Here is a 21,649-nt window from a genome sequence, read left to right on the forward strand (position 1 = left end):
AGCCTCAAATGAGTGATTTTTACCAGATTTTGCTTCATTTTCGTGTATCAGATACGCCCAATTCCACTAAGGGGAAACAACTAGTGACTGATAATAAGTAGCTTATGAGGAAAAAAGAAAGTTGGGTTTTAAAGCTGGAATCGTTCTTTTTTTGGGAATAAAAATAATTTTCCATCGTTCTAACATTACAGATTTTCGTTATAATGAAAAACCAACACCCATTAAAGATATTTATACTTGAAGATGATGTATGGTATGGCTCCATGCTTCAGCATTACCTGGCGCTTAACCCCGATTACGAGGTAAAGCGGTTTCACAACTGTAAAGACTTTCTAAACCAGTTGCACGAGCGGCCTGAGGTGGTAACCCTTGACTATTCCATGCCCGACATGGATGGAAGTGAAGTGTTGAAGAAGATCAAGGAGGTAGACCCGGGCATTCAGGTTATCATCATTTCGGGCCAGGAAGACATTAAAACAGCCATCAACCTGATCAAGAACGGGGCTTTCGACTATATTGTAAAAGACGATGACGCCAAAGACCGCTTATGGAACAGCCTGCTGCATTTGAAGGAGATCGACGGCCTGCGGAAAGAGGTAGAGCACCTGAAAGAACAGGTTGGCAAAAAGTACGATTACTCGAAGTACCTGATCGGAAAGAGCCCGACGTTTGAAAAGGTTTTTAGCCTAATAGAAAAGTCCTGTAAAACAAACATCACAGTTTCAATTACCGGCGAAACCGGAACAGGTAAAGAAATGGTGGCCCGGGCCATTCATTATAATTCCGACAAAAGCAAAAAGCCCTTTGTGGCGGTGAATGTGGCGGCCATTCCCAGGGAGCTGATCGAAAGTGAGTTGTTTGGTCATGAAAAAGGCGCATTTACCGGCGCCATCACCCGCCGGATTGGTAAATTTGAAGAGGCACATAACGGTACACTTTTTCTGGATGAGATTGGCGAGCTGGATATTAACCTGCAGGCCAAGTTGCTAAGGGTGTTGCAGGAGCGCGAAATAACACGGGTGGGTGGCAACGAGGTAGTGCCCATTAACGTACGCATTATTGTAGCTACACATAAAAATCTATTGGAAGAAGTGCAGAGCAGGCGGTTCAGGGAAGACCTGTATTATCGTTTGATTGGATTACCTATACAAATACCACCATTAAGAGAGCGCGGCAATGATATAGTTATTCTGGCCAAGCATTTCATGGACCAGTTCTGCAAAGAAAACAATACTGAAAAGAAGTTATTATCGCCCGAAGCCCAGCAAAGATTGTTGCATCATGCATTTCCCGGTAATGTGCGGGAACTTAGATCAGTAATAGAGCTGGCGGTTGTAATGGCCGATGGCGATACCATTCTACCCGAACACATCACCCTTAATTCCAATTCCTCGGTGAATGACCTGATGAATAAAGACAGGACCCTGAAAGAATTTGAATGTCAGATCATACAGCATTATCTCGACAAATACGACAAAGACGTATTGCTGGTAGCAAAAAAACTCGACATCGGTAAATCGACTATTTATCGCATGATACAGGCCGGTGAATTAAGCGCCCGTTAAAAAAGGCTGCCAGTAGCAGTTTCGTTCCTTGTTGATCATTGTTACAATGAAACCGTTGAAAAAAATACAGGAAGCAGAAAAGGATGTTCCGCCAATACCCGGCGGGGCCGGAGAAAGCAAGAGCCCTGCGTTAACAACGCCGGCTTCATTTTATGAAGAAGTGCTCATGAATATTCCTGCAGATATTGCCGTATATAATATCAACGGTGAGTTCCTGTTTATAAATGCTGCGGTAATAAAAGAAGCAAGCACCCGGGAATGGCTGATAGGCAAAACCATAGAAGAATATTGCCGCATACGGCAAAAGCCACCCGAACTGGCCATCAGGCGCAAAGAGATGATAGACGAAGCGGTGCAAACTAAGCAAATGCAAAAATGGGAGGAGCGCTTTGAGTTCCCCGACGGACAGGTTAAATATCATATCAGACATATACAACCGGTATTGGATGCGCAGGAAAATGTGAAGTTCTGTATTGCATACAGCATTGATATCAGCGATCAAAAGCGGGCGGAAGAGTATATACAATTAAGTGAGAAGAAATACCGCGACCTTTTTAATTATAGCCAGGCCTGGATATGCACGCATGACCTGAATGGAAGGTTATTATCGGTGAACCCCGCTGCGAGCCTGGCGCTTGATTATACCGCCGGTGAAATGGTAGGCAAGCCGATGATGGAATTTATACCGGAAGAGGATAAGCCGTTGTTTGAAATGAATTACCTGCAACCCATTTTGCGGCAAGGGAAATCGGAAGGGGTTTTCAGGATACAGGGCAAGACCGGGGTAGTAAAATACCTTTTGTACCAGAACTATAAAATGGATGTGCCGGGCGTAGAGCCGTATGTAATTGGCTTTGCCCAGGACATTTCGGACCGCATAAAAGCCGAGCGGGAACTGAAGCAGGCGAAGAAGATAACAGAAGAAGCGGCGCGGGCTAAAGAAGTTTTTCTGGCCAATATGAGCCACGAAATACGAACACCCATGAACGGGGTATTGGGCATAGCGGGATTGCTGGCCAAAACCAGGTTAGATGAACAACAGCGGAATTACCTGCAATTGATACAGGAGTCGGCCAATAATTTGTTGCTGTTGGTAAACGATGTGCTCGACCTGGAGAAGATCCTTTTAGGCAAACTGCAATTTGAGCATGTGGTATTTTCGCTGGCCGATAGAATTGACCTTTGTTTACAATCATTTATATACAAAGCGGAAGAAAAGGGCATTGGATTAGTGCACGAGAATTCGTTAGGAGACAATTTAGTGGTCTTAGGCGATCCGTACCGGTTGAGCCAGGTGATGAATAATTTGATCAGCAATGCCATTAAATTTACCGAAACAGGGGTAGTAACTATTGAAACTCGTATAATACAGAAAAGCGGGAATGAAGCGCGGATAGCTTTTACCGTAAGGGATACCGGCATTGGTATATCTGAGAGCCAGTTGGGCTTGATATTTGAGCCGTTTATGCAGGCGCATGTGGCCATTAGCCGAACGCATGGCGGTACCGGTTTGGGACTGAGCATATGCCGGGAATTAATAACGATGATGGGTGGGGTATTAAAGGTGGAAAGTGAGGCGGGGAAAGGATCATCTTTCAGCTTTGAATTACCATTTGCAATAAGTTCATCTAAACTCAATCAATCAACCGTGGCACAAGACCTGAATTATCAAAGCCTGGGCAGCAGGTATGTTTTGGTGGCCGAGGATGTGGAGTTGAACCAATACCTTGTCAGGCATATTATGGAGTCGTGGGGATTTACCGTTGATATTGTAAACAATGGCCGGGAGGCTGTTGACAAGATACAGCAGAATAATTACGACCTTGTTCTAATGGATATACAGATGCCTGAAATGGATGGAATAGAGGCCACCCGGGCCATCAGGCAGTTGAGCGATCCCGTTAAGGCGGGCATCCCCATTGTGGCGTTAACCGCCAATGCATTAAAAGGGGATAGCGAAAAATACCTGGCAGCAGGCATGAATGATTTTCTACCCAAACCATTCAATGAGCAAAGGTTGTTCATTGTAATATCAAATAATTTAAAAACCGGCGCACGTGCGCCAGAAGCGAAGCTTATGAACGGATCAAATACCTCTGTTACCGGGATTGAAGAAAAATTGTACGACCTGAGCATGGTACAAACCATTTCGGGTGGCGATACCAGTTTTGTTAAGCGGATGGTGCAATTGTTTATAGACACTGTGCCGCCGTCGATGGCAGACTTACAGAAAGAAACAGCGCAGCAGAACTGGTTAAATGTAAGTAAGCTGGCGCATAAGCTGAAAGCGACCATTGACAGTATGGGCATTACCAAAATAAAAGATGTAGTGCGAACGATTGAAATGAATGGTAAGAAAAGTGAAGAACTGGATAAAATACCCGGGCTGGTGCAGGAGGTGATTGGTGTGTTGGAGGCTTGTATGGGGCAGTTAAAGCGTGATTTTGAGTTGTGAGAGTAAGAGGGAAGAAAAGGAATTTGGAATTGGGGGATGGGGAATTGGGGTGTGAGATATGGGCCGAAAGGCGAAACGCGGAGGGTAGCATTCGGGCCTTCTGAAATAAAAAAATCGGAAGTATGAATGATTGAGCTTCTTACTTCCGACTTCGTACTTCGTACTTCGATTTAACCAGGGATGCGCGAAATATATTTTTCTATTTCTTTGATCTGGCTTACAATTTCTTTAGTGGTTGGCTTCAGGGCCTTGGCTTTGCGGAAAAAATCCTTTGCTGCTCTGAACTCGCGTTTGTTCATCATGATATTACACATTTGCAGGTAGGCAGCCGCTTCATTTTCTTTATCGGGCAAACCTTCCCGAATAGCCTGGCGGATGTATTTTTCAGCTTGTTTAAAGTCGTTCTTTTGTAAGGAGATCATGCCCATTTGCAGCATGCTGGCGCCTTTTACTTCTTTCATGGGCGTACCCAGATCGAGCCCTTTCTTCATATTCTTTTCAGCACCGTCGAAATCCTGTTTCATCATAGCCAGTTGACCTTTGAAGGTAAAGTAGGCCGACCGGATGGGTTTGTACAACAGGTTGGGGTATTTTACAGAATTCAGCACGCGTTCGGCACCATCGACATCACCGGCTTCCATGTGCTCCTGAATAAGGCGAAGGGGGCCAATAAAGAAGTGGCCGGCAATGAGAATGAGGGCGATAAAATAGGCGGGGAAAGCAGGCCAAAAGCCGCTGTAGACATTGGCCAGTACGCCCACAGCTATCAGCGCCAAACCCACATATAGGCGGTAACGTATAAGCCATGTATAAAACTTCATAAACCTTTAATTTTTAAGGATTGCAAAGATAGGTTAAATCGGTTTGTGGTTTATAGTTTATGGTTTGTGGCCGGGACCAGTTTTCAGTTTTAAGTTCTTAGTTTTTAGTTTGGAGCGTTGAGCCCTCCTTTATGCCTTTTAGCCTCTATGCCTTCTGCCAGTTGGCGCCGCTCTCCGGTAAAGCCTTCGTTGGTCAAGCATTTCTTCGCCAATTATTTATTGTCATCATTGATCTCGATCCAGTAGCCGTCGGGGTCTTTGAAGTAGAGTTGTTTTACTCCATCGACCCGGTTGGTGACGGCATTCTTCTCCCCGGCCCAGTTTTCGTACTCCACGCCGTGCTTTTTGAGGTTGGCAATGAATTCGTTGATGGAAAGAACGCTAAAGCAAAGGTGCGTGTTTTTATCATGCGGCGTTTTTTCCTTAGCGCCCGAAATGATGTGCAGGTGGCTATGAGTGCCTACGCTGAACCAGGTATGGCGGCCATCGTGAAAAGGTTCGGGAATGGTATCGAGGCCGACCACATTTGAATAAAAGGAAGTGCTTTTTTTCAGGTCCATTACATAGAGGGCAATATGGTTGAGGCGGGGTTTATTTTGAGCGCTGACAGACATGGAAAGTGCTACGCTAATAGTTAATAAACAGAATGCTTTTTTCATATGTGAGTGTTTGTATCGCTGCAATTAAATGGGAAGTTAGTACAAACGTAACAACCTGCGCAAGCAAAATTGCCCTCCAGATGCATCGGGAGGGCAATTAAAATTTATAATGAATGGCAATTATGGACGGTCCCAGAAAGCAGGTGGTTCAATGCCCAGGCTTCTCAGGTATACGTAAGCCTGACCGCGGTGGTGAATTTCGTTATCGATAGCATAGAAGAGAATAGAGATGCAGGTGCCGGGCCACTGACCAAAAGCTACAGTCTGCTCCTGAAAACGCTGGGTTGGAATGGTTGGGAAGATCTCGTTGATCTGAGCGGTAGCTTCGTCCCACAGCGCCAGCAGTTCAGCTTTGGTATTCACTTTAGCGGCATCTGCCCATTTTTGCCATTTTTCAGTAGCGATACCTTGCAAGCAGGGTGCGGCCATGCCCAGGATTTCGTATACCAGGTCAGAGAAGGGGCGCATACCGCCGATGGAATGGGTAAACAATTTGTCTTCAGGAAAAGCTTCGATCATTTTACGGGTGAGGCCGCGGTGACCCTGCCAGTGACGGAGCAATTGTTCCGGAGTAAATACAGAAGCTGTAGCGCTTGGCGTTAATTCTTTCGTAGACATGATTATTATTTTTTAAGTATGGTAATGATTACGCCACAAACCTATCTACAGGGAGTGACAACAGTATGTCAGTAGGATTATAAAGGTGAGAAATTTTTATGGAGTGGGGTGTTATGGTGACGGGGTTATTATCCTAAAGGAAGGATTTCCAGTGGATTTACGCAGATGAAGCTCCCGGTTTATTAGTTTTCTTCTTATTTTTGCCACCCACCAGTCGCGGACGAAGTCTGTCGGTGCTGGTTTGGTCCCGTAGTTCAATGGATAGAATAGAAGTTTCCTAAACTTTTGATACAGGTTCGATTCCTGTCGGGACTACTTTCAAACTTCAAATGACGTTCAATCTTGAACGTCATTTTCTTATAAGTCGCTGCCAACCTGAATTACAGGAGATTTTTTTCCATATCAAATCAATTCAAATCATTTCAAACCTGTCGGGGCCTATTCGGGGGCCTTATTTTTAGGCCCCCCGATAAGCGGGATCTCTTTAAGCATTTGAAAGGGCGGTTAAACCTTAAATGATTTGATTATGCAAGTGCATCAGAACATATCCATCCTTTTCTACCGCAAAAGGAAAACGATCAATAAGAAAACTGGTTACATCCCGCTATATTGCCGTGTGACTATCGATGGGCTCGAAGATGAAATTTCTCCCGGCTGCAAAGTCCTGAACGATGATTGGGATTTTGAAAGTAAAACCGTACAACCTTCCCATCCGGATCAGAAAGACATTAATAAAAAGCTGGGTCAGATGAAGACAGACCTGGAACGGCACTTTGATCTGGTCGTAGCTAAACACGGATTGGCAACGCCCGAGCAGGTATTTGCCTCCTATAAAACGCCCATCACTGGTCAAAAGCAACAGGTCGAACGAAAGGAAAACGCTGCCTTTAGTTTGGTACAGGATGAACTGATAAAAGACGTGGTAAAGCACCTTCGACAAAGAATGGCCCACCATGGAGGAAATGTTACACCTCATCCAATTTGATTTTTGGAAGAAGAATCTGTACGCTGATAACAGCAAACTCTCCAATACTAATTTGAGGATTCTGAAATTTCACTACTGCCTGTAACCAATGCTATTATTGCCAGAAGAAAGCGCAACTGCTTCATGGGAGTAAAGTAATAAAAAATCCGGAGCCATTCCGGCCCCGGTTTTTCTTACCGCCCTTTCAACGTAAAGATCATGGTCTTGAAATTCGCCCCCACGGTATACCCGTCGGCAGATGCAATACTGACTGGCAGAATGTAATTATATTGCGGATCCATATTGCCGGGTATGATCGTAACAGGCAACAGGACCTGTTGCGTACCGGCGGGGATGGTAATTTCCATGGCGTTTGCCTGGTAACAATTGGCAGGCAGCAAACGATAGTCGGCGCCCCATTGGTTATTGTACTGTTCTGCCTGCGCGTTATCGATCACAAACTTCACCCGCACGTCTTTATCCAGCGGTTTTTCGTGCGAAACCCGGGCATACACATTCAGCCGGGTAATGCCGGCAACGCTGTCTGTAAGCTGCGGGGCATATCCTTTCACCGGCCAGTTGGCATTTGGAATAACGATCACCGGTTTGATGCCGGAATAATCGAGTGTTACTTCGTTCTTTAGACAGGCGCTTAAGAAAATAAGCGCAAATGGAATGATATATTTCATGTGTTGAAGTATTTGGTTGCTATGGCATCCACCATATTTTGCTGTTGAAAATGTCTATCTGGCCCTGTGCGTTTGCATTTTTTGCATTGATGATGTATTCGTTCTGGTTGTACAGCAACCGGATTGGAATAACATTTCCTACGCGCTGAGGCGCTACAGACGCGGGCACATCTGGATAACGGCCATTGCGCCGGTAATCCGTCCATGTTTCCAGTGGTTCGATGCCGTTGAAAGCGACGTATTTCTGGTACATGAGCAGCTTGTATTTATCGGGCGCCGCCATCCAGTTAACATGCGGATTTGCCGTTTGTGACGCATACCAGCTATTGAAGACGTCATCCGACAAGGACGGCATGGTGTTGTTAGCGCCGGCATTCAGCCAACGGAAAGATTCCTGCACGGCTTCCTTATATGCCGTTTCTGCATCGCCGGGCAACCAGCCGCGGTAAATGGCTTCGGCCTGTAAAAACTTGCTTTCAATACTGGTCATGATCCAGTCGGCCATATCCCTTCCTTTAATAATGCCTTTTGCGTACGGTGATACGATGTCGTTGTTGCGCGATCCGCCTACCGTAGAGATATAGGGAATATTCTGGTAGGGATATTCGGCACTGTTTACAAAATACCCGTATTGGTTGCCCCTGAAATCCTGGGGATCGGGTTGCGCAAAGGGTTCGGGGGCGCCGGCGGGTAAAGGCTCATCCACCGAACTGTAGATCAGCCCCAGGCGTGGGTCCTCATCGGCTTTCAACAGGTTCATGGCATACACATTGGCACGCGACCAATCGTGAGAGCCGATTTGCAGTATTGCGTCAAAATCGCCCCCGCCATACTGGTTGTGGTTGGAAAAGCATCCAAAATAATACGACAACTTCTTAGTGATCGTGTAACCGGGGTTCACGCTTGCATCCTGGCCGCTTTCCAAAAACCCATTGCCATCATTTTTGATCTTTGCTATTTCTGCTGCGATATAAGCTGCCCGGTCTGCGCGATTGGCCTGGTGTACAAGCAGCCGCAGCTTAAGGGTATTGATGAATTTCAGCCAGCTTATTTTGTTTCCATGAAACATAATATCCGCTATATCGATCTTCAGATTGGCATTTAAGTTCGCATTTTTTATAAGTGTTGAAGCGGTATCCAGTTGCCGCATCAGGTCTTCGTATATCAACCGCGCATCGTCGTAGCGGGGTTGCAGGATCGATGCATTGAATGCTTCGGAATAAGGCATATTGTTCAGCACATCTACTACCCGTTGAAACTGTATTGTTTTCAACACTTTTGCAATACCGGTATAAAATGTTTGGTTCAACTGGCGCGAACGCATTTCCAGGAAAGGGATCTCGGCGCTTACCCTGGCGGAGAAATACTGCACTTCGGCCTGTGTACGGTTATACGTTACCAATGCATGCCCTACGGGAAACTGGTAATAACACCAATAGCCCATCCAGTGCTGCAGAAAACGGGTATCTCTTGCAGCGATGGAGTTTTCGAGCAGGGGCGCCAGTATCAGGTCGGGTGTTGCATCCGTATCGGTAAGGTCCATGGGATTATAGTTCACATCGAGCCAGCCTTTTTTACACCCTGCCATAATAAGGGTACCACACAAAAGCAAGGCCCATATTCTATTTGAAAATTTCATGGTCGTGTTTTTAAAATTTAATTCCTACAGTGAAACCATACATTACTGTTCCGGGCAATGCCGTATTGTCTGAGCTTCCACCGGTGAGGTTATTAGGTACGGAAGAAAATTCGCGCTGGCCGGGGCCTTTGATCAAACCCGGGTCTCCCTGAATATTGGAACGCGGGTATATGGAAAACAAATCCCTGCCGTAGAGGCTGCAGTTCACTTCTTTCAGTACACCTCTTTTCATGGGGAATGCGTATTGGAACACCAATTCACGAAGTTTCCAGAAAGCTCCGCTGGTAAGCCCATGCAGGTCAACCTGGTCGAACCTGGAATACAATTCCTGGTTGGCAGAATTCACTACCACATCTGTGTTCTCGACATATTTACCGGAACCATCATCGTAAACGGAATTGGGAAATACAAACCGTTCTCTTCCATTAAGTGTAGTAAGCGTATGCATGCCAGACCATATGTCGGGGCTGAACTTATGATCGTAGCCGCCCAGGTAATCGAGCAGGATACTGGTAGAGAAATTCTTCCAGTTGAAATTGATACCAATGGATGCCGCATACCTGGGCAGGGTGCGCCCACGCAGGCTAAAATCGTAGAAACCCTCCGGTTTTGGTAAACCGGTCACTTTATCAACGATCACCCGGCCGCGGGGATCACGCTTCCAATCATGAACGGCAAAGGTGTAGGCATGCGATCCTTCCTGTGCATAGTATCGCTGACCCGAGCCGTCTATTGCGGGAAACAGGCCATTGTACACATCTGTAAGGCGTAATACTTTGTTGTCGTTGATGGCAAAGCGGCCTTCAAGCGAAAGCGACATTTTATCGGGCAATTGCAGTGCAGGATCGATTTTTACATCCAGCTCCCATCCATCATTCAGGAAAGAGCCGGCATTATCGATGCTGGGGTAACCACTGAGCCAGGCATTGGCCACGTTCAGAATAACGGAGTTGTTACGCTGGTGATAATACGTAAGATCTACCGTGATGCGGTCATTCAAAAAAGAGAAGTTACCGCCATATTCCTGTGAGATCACCCGCTCGGGTTTCAACAATGGGTTAGGGTTATCGGGATAAAATGAATATCCCAGCAAATAATCGCCGGTATTGTTATTCATATAGGGATACCCCCAACCAAGACCGAATATGCGCTCGGACTGGTAAGGTACAATATTCATATTGGCCGATTGCGCTACAGCGGCACGAAGGCGGGCAGTGCTCAGCCATTTCAACTTCTTCAACCCCGGAAAGATCTCGGTAAGTATTGCAGAAGTGTTGGCGCCAAAATACATATCCTGTCCGCGTGCAACCTTTGCTCTTTTTGAATCCCATTCATTACGGCCCGTCAATTCCAGGAAAATGCGGTCTTTATAACCTGCAGACAAATTTGCGAACAATGACCATGACCGGGATAATACGGCTATTTCCTGTGTGGTGGGAGAATACCGGTAAAAAGCGAGATTATATACCGGCACCACCAGTGAGGCACCAGACTTAAGCTGTTTATAATAGTTCTCGCGGATGGTATTACCTACATTAGTACGAACAAGAAAATTACCCGGGTGATGAATAGTAGAAACAACGAAATCGTTATTGATAGAAGAACTGGCAGACATGTCTTCGCCAACAGAAGCCGGCTGGTCGTACATCTTCGTATAATCCTGTGCTGCAAAGTCGGCATAGTTCACCGGCGCCACAGTCGATTTTCGATATATACCCGTATAATTAATGCCAGGTTGATCGCGTATAACCAGCCAGGGTAAAGGCTTCACTTCCACGATCAGGTTACCGGAAACGGCATTGGTGGTAGATTTGCTACGCCTGATGTCAATCGTCTCATATGGACTGATGCCGTTCCAGTACCGGTCGTGTTGCGACCAGTGGTCATTCAAATAATCCTTGTATTGCAAAATTGGAATGAACGTTGGTATACTCCTTACATTCGCCGAAATGTCGGGTCCGCGGTCATCGCTGGTGCGGGCATAATTCACATTCATCCTTATATCTACGAGCCCGAAATTCCTGCTGGTATTCAACAAAGCTGTTGATTGATTCTGTTTATCTTTTGGCACAAGACCGGTTTGCGTTGTATGACCAAGGCCCAGGTAAAAGGAAGAACGCGCATCGGATGAAGAAAAAGATAAATTATTCCTGATCGTTTTTGCTACCTCAAAAAATTTCCGTGCGTCCTTTGTATCGTGATAAGGCACTTTTTGTATTTCACCATTTTCATCGGGATAGCCGATCGGCACCAATGTACCATCATACCGCGGCCCCCATCCATAGGTTGATCGTGCATCATAGATACCATTACCAAATTCATCGGTAATGCCCGACCCGGTCCCAAACATGCGTTGCCTTCTTTCTCTCCGGTAATCTACCCGTTGAAAGGCAGTATTATTGCGGAAGTTGATGGTGGGTTTACCGATCTGTCCTTTTTTGGTGGTGATAATGATCACTCCGTTAATACCTTCCGGACCGTACAATGCCGTACCATTGGCGCCTTTCAACACGGTTACGTTCTCGATATCGGCGGGATTGATATTGTTGATGAAGTTCATTACCTGTTGTGCAGCGGTTTGGTCGTTACCAAAAGATAATGGCGCTCCGTTCAAAATGAACATGGGCTGGTTGTTGCTGTTTTGCCCGAAAGAGCGGATGCCGCGAACGAGGATGCGCATTTCGGGTGTCATATCGGAACTTTGCGTGGTGATGGTCATACCCGATACTTTACCGATAAGCCCTGTAAGCAGGTTGCCGGGGTTGGCTTTATTGATCTGTTCGCCGCTGACCTTTGCAATCGAGTAGCCGATCTCTTTTGTACGTTTCTCGATACTGTAAGCGGTTACCTGCACTTCATCGAGCGATGAAACGGCCCGCGTTAGTTTTACAATGATGTTTCCCGGTGATCCGTCTGCCAGTAATTCTTTCAATTGGCGGTTTGTTACCATGGCCGCCGTTGCCGTAATTCTCAATGTGAGTTTGGTGAACCCAACGGCAGAGATCTCTACAAGGGAATTTTCAGGAACCCCCGGCAGCAGGAAGCGGCCATCGGCTGCAGCAGAAGTGGCTTTATCTGTGCCTTTCACTGAAATGGTAGCGCCGGGAACAGGCGCGCCGTCTTTCTCCAGGATCTTACCGGATAATGTAATTGCGGGCACCGGTTGCTCTTCTATGGCGTCTGTAACAATTGGCTCCCGCGCTTTTGCTGAAAGAATGATGTTCCTGCCATTGATCCTGAAATTCAACGGCTGATCTTTGAGGATCATTTCCAATGCATCGGATAATGGCATGTCTTTTACAGAAATCGTAACAGGTTTGGCATTTTTGAACAGATCGCTCCTGCCAAACACAACATAGCCGGTTTGTTTTTTAATTTGAAGAAATACAGATTTAAGCGGAAGCTCTTTTGCCGAGATGGACACATTTTGTGCAAGGCCTTTTGCATGCGCCTGTAACAAGGCCACTGTCATCAACAATACGGTAAACTTCATCACTAACAGAGTTTTGGTAACGATTCGGCGCCGGCATAGGTGACATAGGGACGCACGCATGCCGGCACCGGACCAAGTAGTTTTTTGCATAAATTGCAATTGGTTTGGTGGTGATTAAATTGGTTATAGCTGACCGGTTTACAACCAACTGAACTTATGGCCGCTGCGGGTAACAGACGCAGCGGTTTTTTATTCAGTCGATCGATATGGCAAAGCAGAATGAAGGTCAGGGAAGTTTCATGGCAATACAATAAGCTTTCTGCCTTCTATGCGAAAATGCACATCGGAATCTTTTAAAGCAGCAATAACGTCTATCAGGGTGGTGTTGCGGCTGAGCTCTCCATAAAACTCTATGTCGGGCACGCCCGGTTCATACACCACATCTATATCATACCAGCGTTCCAGTTGTTTCATTACTTCCTTCAACCGCATACCTTCAAAATTGAACAGGCCGTTCTTCCAGGCCATTACTTTATCGATGGAGGGTTTGTCGTCGATAGCGAGTTGTGATGCCTGCGTTACAATTGCCTGTTCGCCAGGTTTCAACAAGACAGAACTTTTCGCCACAACCTGTACGCTTCCTTCGAGCAAGGTTGTTTTTACCGCAGCTTCGTTCTCATATGCGTTGACATTGAAATTCGTGCCCAACACCTGCACAGAAAGTCCTTCATTTATTTTTACCCTAAATGGTTTGGCGGCGTCTTTCGCCACTTCGAAATAAGCTTCGCCATTCATTTCAACCAGGCGTTCTTTACCGGTGAATGTGGTGGGGTATTTTATAGCGCTGGCCGCATTGAGCCATACCTTCGATCCATCGGGAAGCACCAACTGAAACTGCCTGCCCCTTGGGGTAGACATGGTATTGTAGGTGATCTCTGCAGCTATTTTGCCTGTGGCATCGTATTGCACCAACCCATTTTTCAGCACCACCTGCGCGCCGTTCTGGCTTGCAATGACCCCATTTCCCAAACTATCGAGCACCATTTGCGAACCGTTTGCCAATGTTAGAATAGCGCCATCATGACCAGGTGCAATATCAACTTTCCGGTGGCCTTTATTATTTACAACCCGGTCATTGTTGCGGTTACCGGTAATGAACCAGGTGGCAATACCGGCAATTATTATAATGGCGGCAGCATACCTGATCCAGGCAAAACGCATGCGAGCCGGGGCCTTCACATGTACAACATCCCTGTTCGTAAAGGCCTGTGACCTGAATTTTTCAAAGGCTTCCCTGTTGCGGTCACTGTCCATTCGCAGTTGCAGGTATTCCAGCAATTCCTGTTCATCGGCGCCTGGTTGCAGCAGGGCGTCTTCTTCATTAACCTGCAGCCATTCGTTCAATTGTGCCTGTTCTTCTTCCGTTAAAGGAATCTTCTGCAGCTTTTTTTGCAGAATGGTCAATATATATTGTTGGTTATCGTGCATAGTAATTCAGGCGCCCCTTCATAGGTATAGTCTAATGAAGCAGGCGTTTCATCACAATGATTTAATAAAAAAATAAAAAAAACTTCAGGCTGTCTGCCAAAAAGGTCCGCAGCCTGTCGAGGGCCCTGGCTTTTTGGTTCCTTACATTATTGGGAGAAATGTTCAGTTGGGCGGCAATTTCGTTGGTGTGCAATCCATCTATGTAGATCATTTTCATGATAAGCGCCTGTTGCCCCGGCAGCCGGTTGAATTCGCGGAAAATGCGGTTGAAGATGTCTTCGCGCATCAGTTGGTTCTCTACTTCATGCTCAAATGCTTTACCCAGGCGGCTAAGGTCATCTTGTTTGCCGGCCTTCATCAGTTCGCGCATGTTGAAGGTATAGCACCGGTTCCTTACCATTTGAAACAGGTACGACTCCGTATTATCTGGCTGAACGCCCTTGTCTTTTACATTCACCCAAAAATTCACCAGGGCTTCCTGGGCAATGTCTTCGGCTTCGGATTCGTTGCGGGTAAGCTTTTTAGCGAAATAATACAACCGCAGGTAAAAAGCGTCGAACGCTTCTTCCATGGCTTTTTCATCGCCTGCCGCCAGGCGGGCTAATAATTCCTTTTCATTATTTCTTGACTGATCGGTTGGCAATGGATCCTGCTCTTTACAATTGCTAATTTAAGCAAATCCCAGAGCGAGGGTTCGTTCATCTCATTATTTGCTTCGTTGCCTTTTCTTACTGATGAATTATAAATTCAGGCGTAGACGCAATTGTAAAAGCGGACCTCTATTGCCGTAATAAGCCTCTTGTTAAATACTTGCTGCATTTGATAGCCATTCCTCACTTGCTTTTTTATCTGTTCAACAGGATAGTTACCCCAATTTATATCTCATCAACATTTTTACTGCTCTAATTTTAATACATCAATACTCTCCCCGATGATTACGGGTTAGTTAAATATTGACGACCGTTATAATATACCCATTAACATTCCATTTAGCGCTTCGGCGGAAATTTCAGGTGCAGTGATGTTGTTAAATGCAAAATGTATTTCTATTGAATCATTCATCCCCTTTACATCAAGCGTATTGTTATTTATAAAAACTATTTTGGTGTAACGGGCTTTCCAACTGGTACGTGCATCTTCTTCTTTAAGCAGGTCAATAATTACGTCTTGTATTTTTTGGGTAAGTTTTAATACCCTGTTTAGTTGCTGGCCGTCTTCCGGAAGCTCCATAGCAGGTACCTCAACGGGTACTGCACAGGTATTAAAAATAGTCTCTGAAAAAGATTGGAACGCTCTGCGGACCTCTAATTTTCCGGATATCTCATACTGCTCACCTGTAGTGATTTTTCCCAATGATAAAATATTGACCAGATCTGCCGGATCTATCATCTCAATGGACGCTACTTTATGCAAAGAAAGATGTATAAATCTGTCAGTCAATTGATGCCTTTCATCGATAATTTGTAAAACCAAAAAGGCATCATCTTTTTTGACTTTACCAATAGTTAGTAAAATGCCTCCATAGGAATGACCGGAATCGGTAGCTATTCTTAACGTAGTTTCTGGAAAGTGTTCTGCAATATAAAATAACAGTTCCTGCTTATCAATGGCAGGAACTGATCTTAAGGCATTATTTAATTTACTCATTTTATCCCTATAAATTTTTCATTAAGAGCTTACCTAATGCTTCTGACCGGTCATTAACATAATCTATATTACTGCATGGTTCATGATCTATTGTTAAAACACCGCCATCGAATGAATATGCACTGGGAGCGGAATAAAAGCCGCCTTCATTTTTAATAACTACTTTCTTCAGGGATTCCTTAAGCGCTTCTTTGCCCATATCGTCGACCGTAATTTCTTTTATTGCATTGATCAATGGTGTAAAATAAACTTTAGAAAAGGCTTCTTCATACAGATGTGAATATTCTTCAACGGCCAGGGTATCCCAGTTTACTTCAAATTCAATGGGGTAACCGGCAAGTGTATTGATCTCGTTTGTTAATTTTGGGTAACTGCCATCCTGGAATGCTTTTACGGCTCTTCTTTCTAGTAATCCCATGGTTAGATTTTTGTGTTTATATTAAAAAAATAAATAGGTTATTGGTGGGTGGTACCATAAACGTTGCCCTTATAAGGATTGTTGTAGTAAATATTAATTATGTAGATCGTGTTCCAAAACCAAAGACTTCAAACTGGCCTGGGTTTATCTTACCCCGGGTAACATAAATACGAACGGTCCGGTTCCGATCCCATTGGAGGTGCAATATCACCGGAGGTAGATCCCGGCTCAACCGCTTATACAACCGATTTGGGGCCATCGAGGAATAAATCGTATATTAATTAAATTTAATCGCCTGAAGCGGTTCTGCGACTGGCTTTTTTGTATTATTTTGGCCGCAGCTCATTTTTAAAGCGGTTATGAAAAAATTGTATCCCCTCCTGATCCTGGCAATTTTCCTGATTTGTAGAAACTCTTCCAGCGCCCAGATGCGCCAGCTTTCTATAGATGCGGCAGATGATATGAATGAAGTACAGGAATTCAGTTTTTATTCCCCTTCCGAAGGTTATGTGGCTTACACCAAATATATTGGTTTTACAACCGACAGCGGGCGTACCATTACCCGCAAGTATATTACCCTCAGCAATGTAAATTTTAATAATTACCCGGTTAATCTCACTTTTGGTTTCGGCATCGAAGGCGTAAAGGCTTTTAACCAGGATACCATTATTGTATACGGTGATTATGGTATGGTTCCATCCATCTTATATTCCACCGACCGGGGAAACAGTTTTACATTGGTTTACCACGACCGTTATGATGGCTTTGCCTTTAAATCGGGTATTACAAGTATGGTTTTTCCGCAGGATCATACTATCGGCTATGCGGTAGAAGCCGACCGTATTTTAAAAACCACTAATAAAGGACGTACCTGGTTTGTAGTACGGCTCGATGTAGACCGGTATTACGACCATGTGTTAGCGGTTGACAATGACAACGTATTTGCTTTCAGCACGATGTATTCTACTAATAAACTATTCAAAACAACCAATGGCGGTAGTACATGGATTGAACTGATGAAGCCGCCAGGACAAATTGTTTACGCCCAGTTTCTCACAGCTGCCAAAGGCTGGTTGATCATGAAGAATGATGATCAGAATGGCGTGGTGTATTATACCTCGAATGGCGGTATCACCTGGGAGCAAAAAAACGATCCCGATATTACCCCCTTCTCCAGTTCAAAATTCTGTTTTGTGAACGACAGTACAGGGTATGGCATTACCGCATTGGTTAACGTTTATAAAACAACCGATTCTGGTAAAGTATGGCAACCGCTGCCGCGCGATAATAATTTTTCTCATCTAAATTATTCGCATAACGATATCCAGGTTCTCAATTCAAATCAATTGTGGGCCGGAGGCGGTCATGGGTTTATTGAAATTAATACAAACAGCAGCGACAATCCTTTGCCCGTTGCTTTTTTCAAAATTGATACGAATGGTGTAGAAGCTACGGGTACTATTAACCTGCGAAATTATTCAAAACCAATATACCAGTATAAATGGTTTAAGAACGATACGCTGATCAGTACTTCGTACCATACCAGTTTTACACATAGCATTTACCAGTTTCGGGATACCATCAAGTTGGTTGTTTCGGATGGTACGCATAGCGACACGCTTGTTAAATATATTGGTTATCCAAAAGTGTGGATCACCAGCTTTACGCCCACTTCTGCTGCCCAGGGGGATGTTGTAACGATCAACGGGTACAATTTTTCAGGAGCTTTTCATGTTCGTTTCGGCGGTGTTCCGGCCAGTTCATTCACTGTTATTTCTAATACCCAGATCCAGGCCGTGGTTGGTGCCGGATCATCAGGAAATGTAGAGGTCATTACTGTGCAGAATGGGAGTGCCATAAAGGATGGATTTACTTACCTGGGAGTACCGAATGTTGATCTTCCCTCAGCTATTTCCGATAGTATATTGTGTAAAGCGGAGTCGGTAACGGTCACCATTCAAAATTCCGAACCAGGTGTTTTGTACCAACTGATGTCCTGGGGCTTTGGTGCAACGGTCAGTGGCTCGGCAATGGGTAATGGCGGTACCATTAGCTTTGTTACTTCTCCTATATCGGAAAGCGGGCAGTATCGTGTACGTGCAAACCGGATCGGAGATCCGGTAGGTTATGGTTTCAAAACCTATTTTAATATCAAAGTTGAACATACGCGGGCCCGGTTCGTGGCCGACCAGGTGAATATAACCCCGGGTGAAACGGTTACTTATGCTGCCCAGGCGGGAGAAGCCCGGGACTATCTCTGGACGTTTTATCAGGATGCCAGTACTGCCACAGCCACCGGTGTAAAGGCGCCTGGTATTTCATATGCCGGCAGTGGACAAAAAACGCTGCAGCTCATCAGCATCAGCGAAAATGGATGCCGCGATACCGTGAATGCAAATGCTGTATTCGTTTATACCAGCCCGGTAACAGATGCGAGTTGCTTTATTAACCCAATGGACTCTACAGGTGCAACAGGTATGGCCGTAAGCCAGGTAATGAATAGTTACGACGACGGAACATATGTTATTGGGTCAACCGCCAGTGCTCCGAAACTGCGAAGCATGATCGGTGTTGCAAAAGAATTTGCTACAGGTAACCATAGTTTTTTCGCGAAATATAATGTGGGCGGTGTGTTGAAATGGGTGCACTACTTTAAGCCGGGTGCAGGGGCATTTGCAGCAGGCCAAACAGATGCACAGGGTAATATTTATCTCACCGGTTATGCTGTGTCTACCCAATGGCTGTACTTTGGCGATGGCGATTCCATGCAATTCTATGCCGCGCCTGTTGATACCACTTACCTGGGCGCGCGTACCAACGGATTTGTTTTAAAACTCGATCGCAACGGTAAGTATATCTGGCATACCATCCTGTACGATCATATTAAATTGTGGCAGGGTTTTGCTGCCAACGCCAAAGGCGAGCGTATTACCATTAAGGATAATCATATTATTGTAGTTGGCGGATTTTTTTCAACATTATCTTATGCCAGAAATGGTGTTATTCAACAGTTATATGATATACCATCGGGTGTGAGGGAGCACGAGAATCACGCTGTTTTGAAAATAAGGCCGGATGGCACGCTGATGTGGAATGCCGTTCTGAGATTCCAGGCAACTAACTGGCATCGCCTGTCGGATGTTAGTGTAGATAAGTCAGGAAACAGTTACCTGGTGGGCACGTATGAAAATTATCTGGGTGTATATGACGTTAGCGGTGTGGAACGGGTAAAACTGCAGGGGCAGACGGCCTATCATAGGGCTTTTATGGTTAAGTACGATGCTGCCGGAGCCGTTCAATGGCATAATAATTTTGTGTCGAGCTATCAATACGGAGATGCACGCCTCACCAAAGTAGTTGCCGACGACGATGGCAATACGTATGTAGCCGGAGAGATGTTCAACTGGGGAATGCCGGTTACCATTAATATTACCCATAGCGATGGCACTGTAGCCAAAGACAGTGTGGCCGCATTTGCATTGTATAAATTCGATACCAATGGCAAACGCAGATGGGGCGTGGGAAGCCGTTATCCTTATTATGGGGGAACCACAGCATTATATGCCAGAGGCAACGAGGTGTATGCAGCCGGTCAGCTTTACAACAACGGCGTGCCTTTATCTTCCTTCCAATTGACTTCTTCAGATGGAAATAACAGGACGTTGGTTATAAACCAGGGCGAATGTTATGTGGCGAAGTATGACACTGCCGGCGTATTTAAACGAGTGTATACCAGCGGGTATAATTACCTCGGTGCCTTAGTGTCGCCAACCAGTTTGTACATTAACAGCAAAGACCAGGTGATACTTGGCGCTAATGCCCGAAAATCAGTTGGCGGCGATGTGCATGATATCTTCGGCATTACATGGCCTAATTCATTTCAACACTTAACCGATGGCTTCTTCGTAAAGATGCAAGCTGATTTTTGCAAGGCTGCATTAACAGCCAATGCCGGCCCCGATAAGATCGGTTGTGTGAATGATACTGTTAGTATAGGGGCCAGGGAAAGCGGCGATTATTATTCCTGGACATCGAACCCGGCAGGATTTACATCCAATTTGCCAAATCCGGTACCGAGACCATTGGTAAATACTACCTACTATCTGAAAGTTACCAACGAAGAAGGAGAAATTGCTTATGATACTGTTACTGTTAGTCTCAAACCCGCGCCTTATGTAAATGCAGGGCGGGATACTGCTGTTTGTTCAGCGCAGGGCGCTGCTCTTGGTACACCGGCAATAGCCGGCAATACGTACCAATGGTATTTATTATCCACTAACTCGCCGTTCGGTTCGGGTACTGCACAGGTTTATGTTTATCCTAACTTCACTACCAGTTATGTATTGCGAGCGATTGGTGCCAACGGCTGTCCCGCTTACGACACCATAACAGTTACTACTTTATATGCGCCTGACGTGCGTATTGAATCGCCGGCAACTACTATATGCAAAGGTGAGCCGGTAGTATTTACTGCCGTTGCGCAAAATGTGGGTCCGGCCCCAGTGTATCAATGGAAGGTCCGTGGCGTTAAAGTAGGTACAAACAGCAGCACGTATACTACTGATTCTCTTAAACATGGGGACAGGATATCAGTTGAGGTTACGCATAACAATATTTGCTTATCACAGCCAACAGTAAGCACAAGTACGGGAGCTTTAACAGTAAAGGATACGCTTGATGCTGTAGTTGCTGTGACTGGAAATAACGTGGTAACGGAAGGAGATCTTACTGTAATAAGTGCAAACGTTTCCAATGTACCCGGTTACCAGTTGAAGTGGCAGGATAGTACAAGTACGCACAACTGGCAGGATCTACCGGCACAGGCGAGTGTTAGTACTTATGCATACAAACCATTAACAACCGGAGATAAAATCAGGTGCGTGCTTACTTTTTCAAATTCCTGTGCTACAGTTAAAGTAGTGAACAGCCCGGGCCTGAGCTTTACCGTTAATAAAATAACCGGTATTGATCCGGTGCCTGCTGCGCAATATGGATTGCGTTATTATCCTAATCCGGTACAAAGGGCGCTGATCATCGACAGCCTGCGCCTGAGTGACCGCTGGCAGCAACTGCAGATAACGGGCATAGACGGCAAACAAACTTTCTTACGCATGGATATAAATAATCGTACGCGCGTAGAGATTGCTGCTGAAGGATTAAGACAAGGAATGTATGTTGCTATTTTACGCAACCGCAGCGGAGTGGCGGTTTATTTGAAGTTTATTAAGTTATAGATCAAAATCGTCACATACG

Annotated in this window: 14 protein-coding genes and 1 tRNA gene; 5 read left to right on the forward strand and 10 right to left on the reverse strand. The window is 45.3% G+C overall.

Annotated elements, in window-relative coordinates:
- The first annotated feature begins 203 nt into the window (after positions 1 to 203).
- Together FAM09_RS18910 and FAM09_RS18915 are read left to right on the forward strand one after the other, a co-directional pair.
- A complete protein-coding gene (locus tag FAM09_RS18910; RefSeq protein ID WP_136578701.1) occupies positions 204 to 1,565 on the forward strand; it encodes a sigma-54-dependent transcriptional regulator in 1,362 nt (453 codons plus the stop codon).
- A 46-nt stretch (positions 1,566 to 1,611) separates the two neighbouring features.
- Entirely contained in the window at positions 1,612 to 4,020 is a 2,409-nt protein-coding gene (locus tag FAM09_RS18915; RefSeq protein WP_136578702.1) for an ATP-binding protein, read from the forward strand.
- A gap of 170 nt (positions 4,021 to 4,190) precedes the next feature.
- Here the strand turns inward: FAM09_RS18915 and FAM09_RS18920 are convergent, their stop codons facing one another.
- From FAM09_RS18920 to FAM09_RS18930, 3 genes are all read right to left on the reverse strand, one after another.
- Positions 4,191 to 4,841: a tetratricopeptide repeat protein gene (locus tag FAM09_RS18920; RefSeq protein WP_136578703.1), complete on the reverse strand. Its 651-nt coding sequence runs from the start codon at positions 4,839 to 4,841 to the stop codon at positions 4,191 to 4,193.
- 212 nt (positions 4,842 to 5,053) lie between these two features.
- Positions 5,054 to 5,500, reverse strand: coding sequence for a VOC family protein (locus FAM09_RS18925; RefSeq protein WP_136578704.1), 447 nt, complete (start codon positions 5,498 to 5,500; stop codon positions 5,054 to 5,056).
- A gap of 120 nt (positions 5,501 to 5,620) precedes the next feature.
- Positions 5,621 to 6,118, reverse strand: coding sequence for a DinB family protein (locus tag FAM09_RS18930; protein WP_208025603.1), 498 nt, complete (start codon positions 6,116 to 6,118; stop codon positions 5,621 to 5,623).
- A gap of 243 nt (positions 6,119 to 6,361) precedes the next feature.
- Here FAM09_RS18930 and FAM09_RS18935 point away from each other — a divergent pair.
- Positions 6,362 to 6,433: transfer RNA gene (locus FAM09_RS18935), tRNA-Arg, on the forward strand.
- A gap of 211 nt (positions 6,434 to 6,644) precedes the next feature.
- Positions 6,645 to 7,103 carry an Arm DNA-binding domain-containing protein gene (locus tag FAM09_RS18940; protein ID WP_136578706.1) on the forward strand — a complete coding sequence of 153 codons (459 nt, stop codon included), beginning with the start codon at positions 6,645 to 6,647 and terminating at the stop codon, positions 7,101 to 7,103.
- A gap of 173 nt (positions 7,104 to 7,276) precedes the next feature.
- Here FAM09_RS18940 and FAM09_RS18945 read toward each other — a convergent pair whose 3' ends face one another.
- The 7 genes from FAM09_RS18945 to FAM09_RS18975 all read right to left on the reverse strand — a co-directional run bounded on the left by FAM09_RS18945 (position 7,277) and on the right by FAM09_RS18975 (position 16,396).
- Positions 7,277 to 7,771, reverse strand: a complete 495-nt coding sequence (locus FAM09_RS18945; protein ID WP_136578707.1) for a DUF1735 domain-containing protein — start codon at positions 7,769 to 7,771, stop codon at positions 7,277 to 7,279.
- Positions 7,772 to 7,790: 19 nt separating this feature from the next.
- The gene (locus FAM09_RS18950; RefSeq protein ID WP_136578708.1) at positions 7,791 to 9,410 is read right to left on the reverse strand and encodes a SusD/RagB family nutrient-binding outer membrane lipoprotein; all 1,620 of its coding nucleotides are present in this window, start codon (positions 9,408 to 9,410) and stop codon (positions 7,791 to 7,793) included.
- A 10-nt stretch (positions 9,411 to 9,420) separates the two neighbouring features.
- Entirely contained in the window at positions 9,421 to 12,903 is a 3,483-nt protein-coding gene (locus FAM09_RS18955; protein WP_243751735.1) for a SusC/RagA family TonB-linked outer membrane protein, read from the reverse strand.
- A 237-nt stretch (positions 12,904 to 13,140) separates the two neighbouring features.
- Entirely contained in the window at positions 13,141 to 14,331 is a 1,191-nt protein-coding gene (locus FAM09_RS18960) for a FecR family protein (RefSeq protein ID WP_136578710.1), read from the reverse strand.
- Positions 14,332 to 14,392: 61 nt separating this feature from the next.
- Positions 14,393 to 14,974 (reverse strand): RNA polymerase sigma factor, encoded by a 582-nt coding sequence (locus FAM09_RS18965; RefSeq protein ID WP_136578711.1) that lies wholly within the window; start codon positions 14,972 to 14,974, stop codon positions 14,393 to 14,395.
- A gap of 320 nt (positions 14,975 to 15,294) precedes the next feature.
- Positions 15,295 to 15,978 carry a hypothetical protein gene (locus tag FAM09_RS18970; protein ID WP_136578712.1) on the reverse strand — a complete coding sequence of 228 codons (684 nt, stop codon included), beginning with the start codon at positions 15,976 to 15,978 and terminating at the stop codon, positions 15,295 to 15,297.
- A 7-nt stretch (positions 15,979 to 15,985) separates the two neighbouring features.
- Positions 15,986 to 16,396, reverse strand: a complete 411-nt coding sequence (locus tag FAM09_RS18975) for a hypothetical protein (protein WP_136578713.1) — start codon at positions 16,394 to 16,396, stop codon at positions 15,986 to 15,988.
- Between the two features lie 359 nt (positions 16,397 to 16,755).
- Here FAM09_RS18975 and FAM09_RS18980 point away from each other — a divergent pair, with 359 nt between their 5' ends.
- On the forward strand, positions 16,756 to 21,630 hold the full coding sequence (locus tag FAM09_RS18980) for an IPT/TIG domain-containing protein (protein ID WP_136578714.1): 4,875 nt from the start codon (positions 16,756 to 16,758) through the stop codon (positions 21,628 to 21,630).
- Positions 21,631 to 21,649: the final 19 nt, after the last annotated feature.

The organism is Niastella caeni (assembly GCF_004834005.1).
GTDB classification, from domain to species: Bacteria; Bacteroidota; Bacteroidia; order Chitinophagales; family Chitinophagaceae; genus Niastella; species Niastella caeni.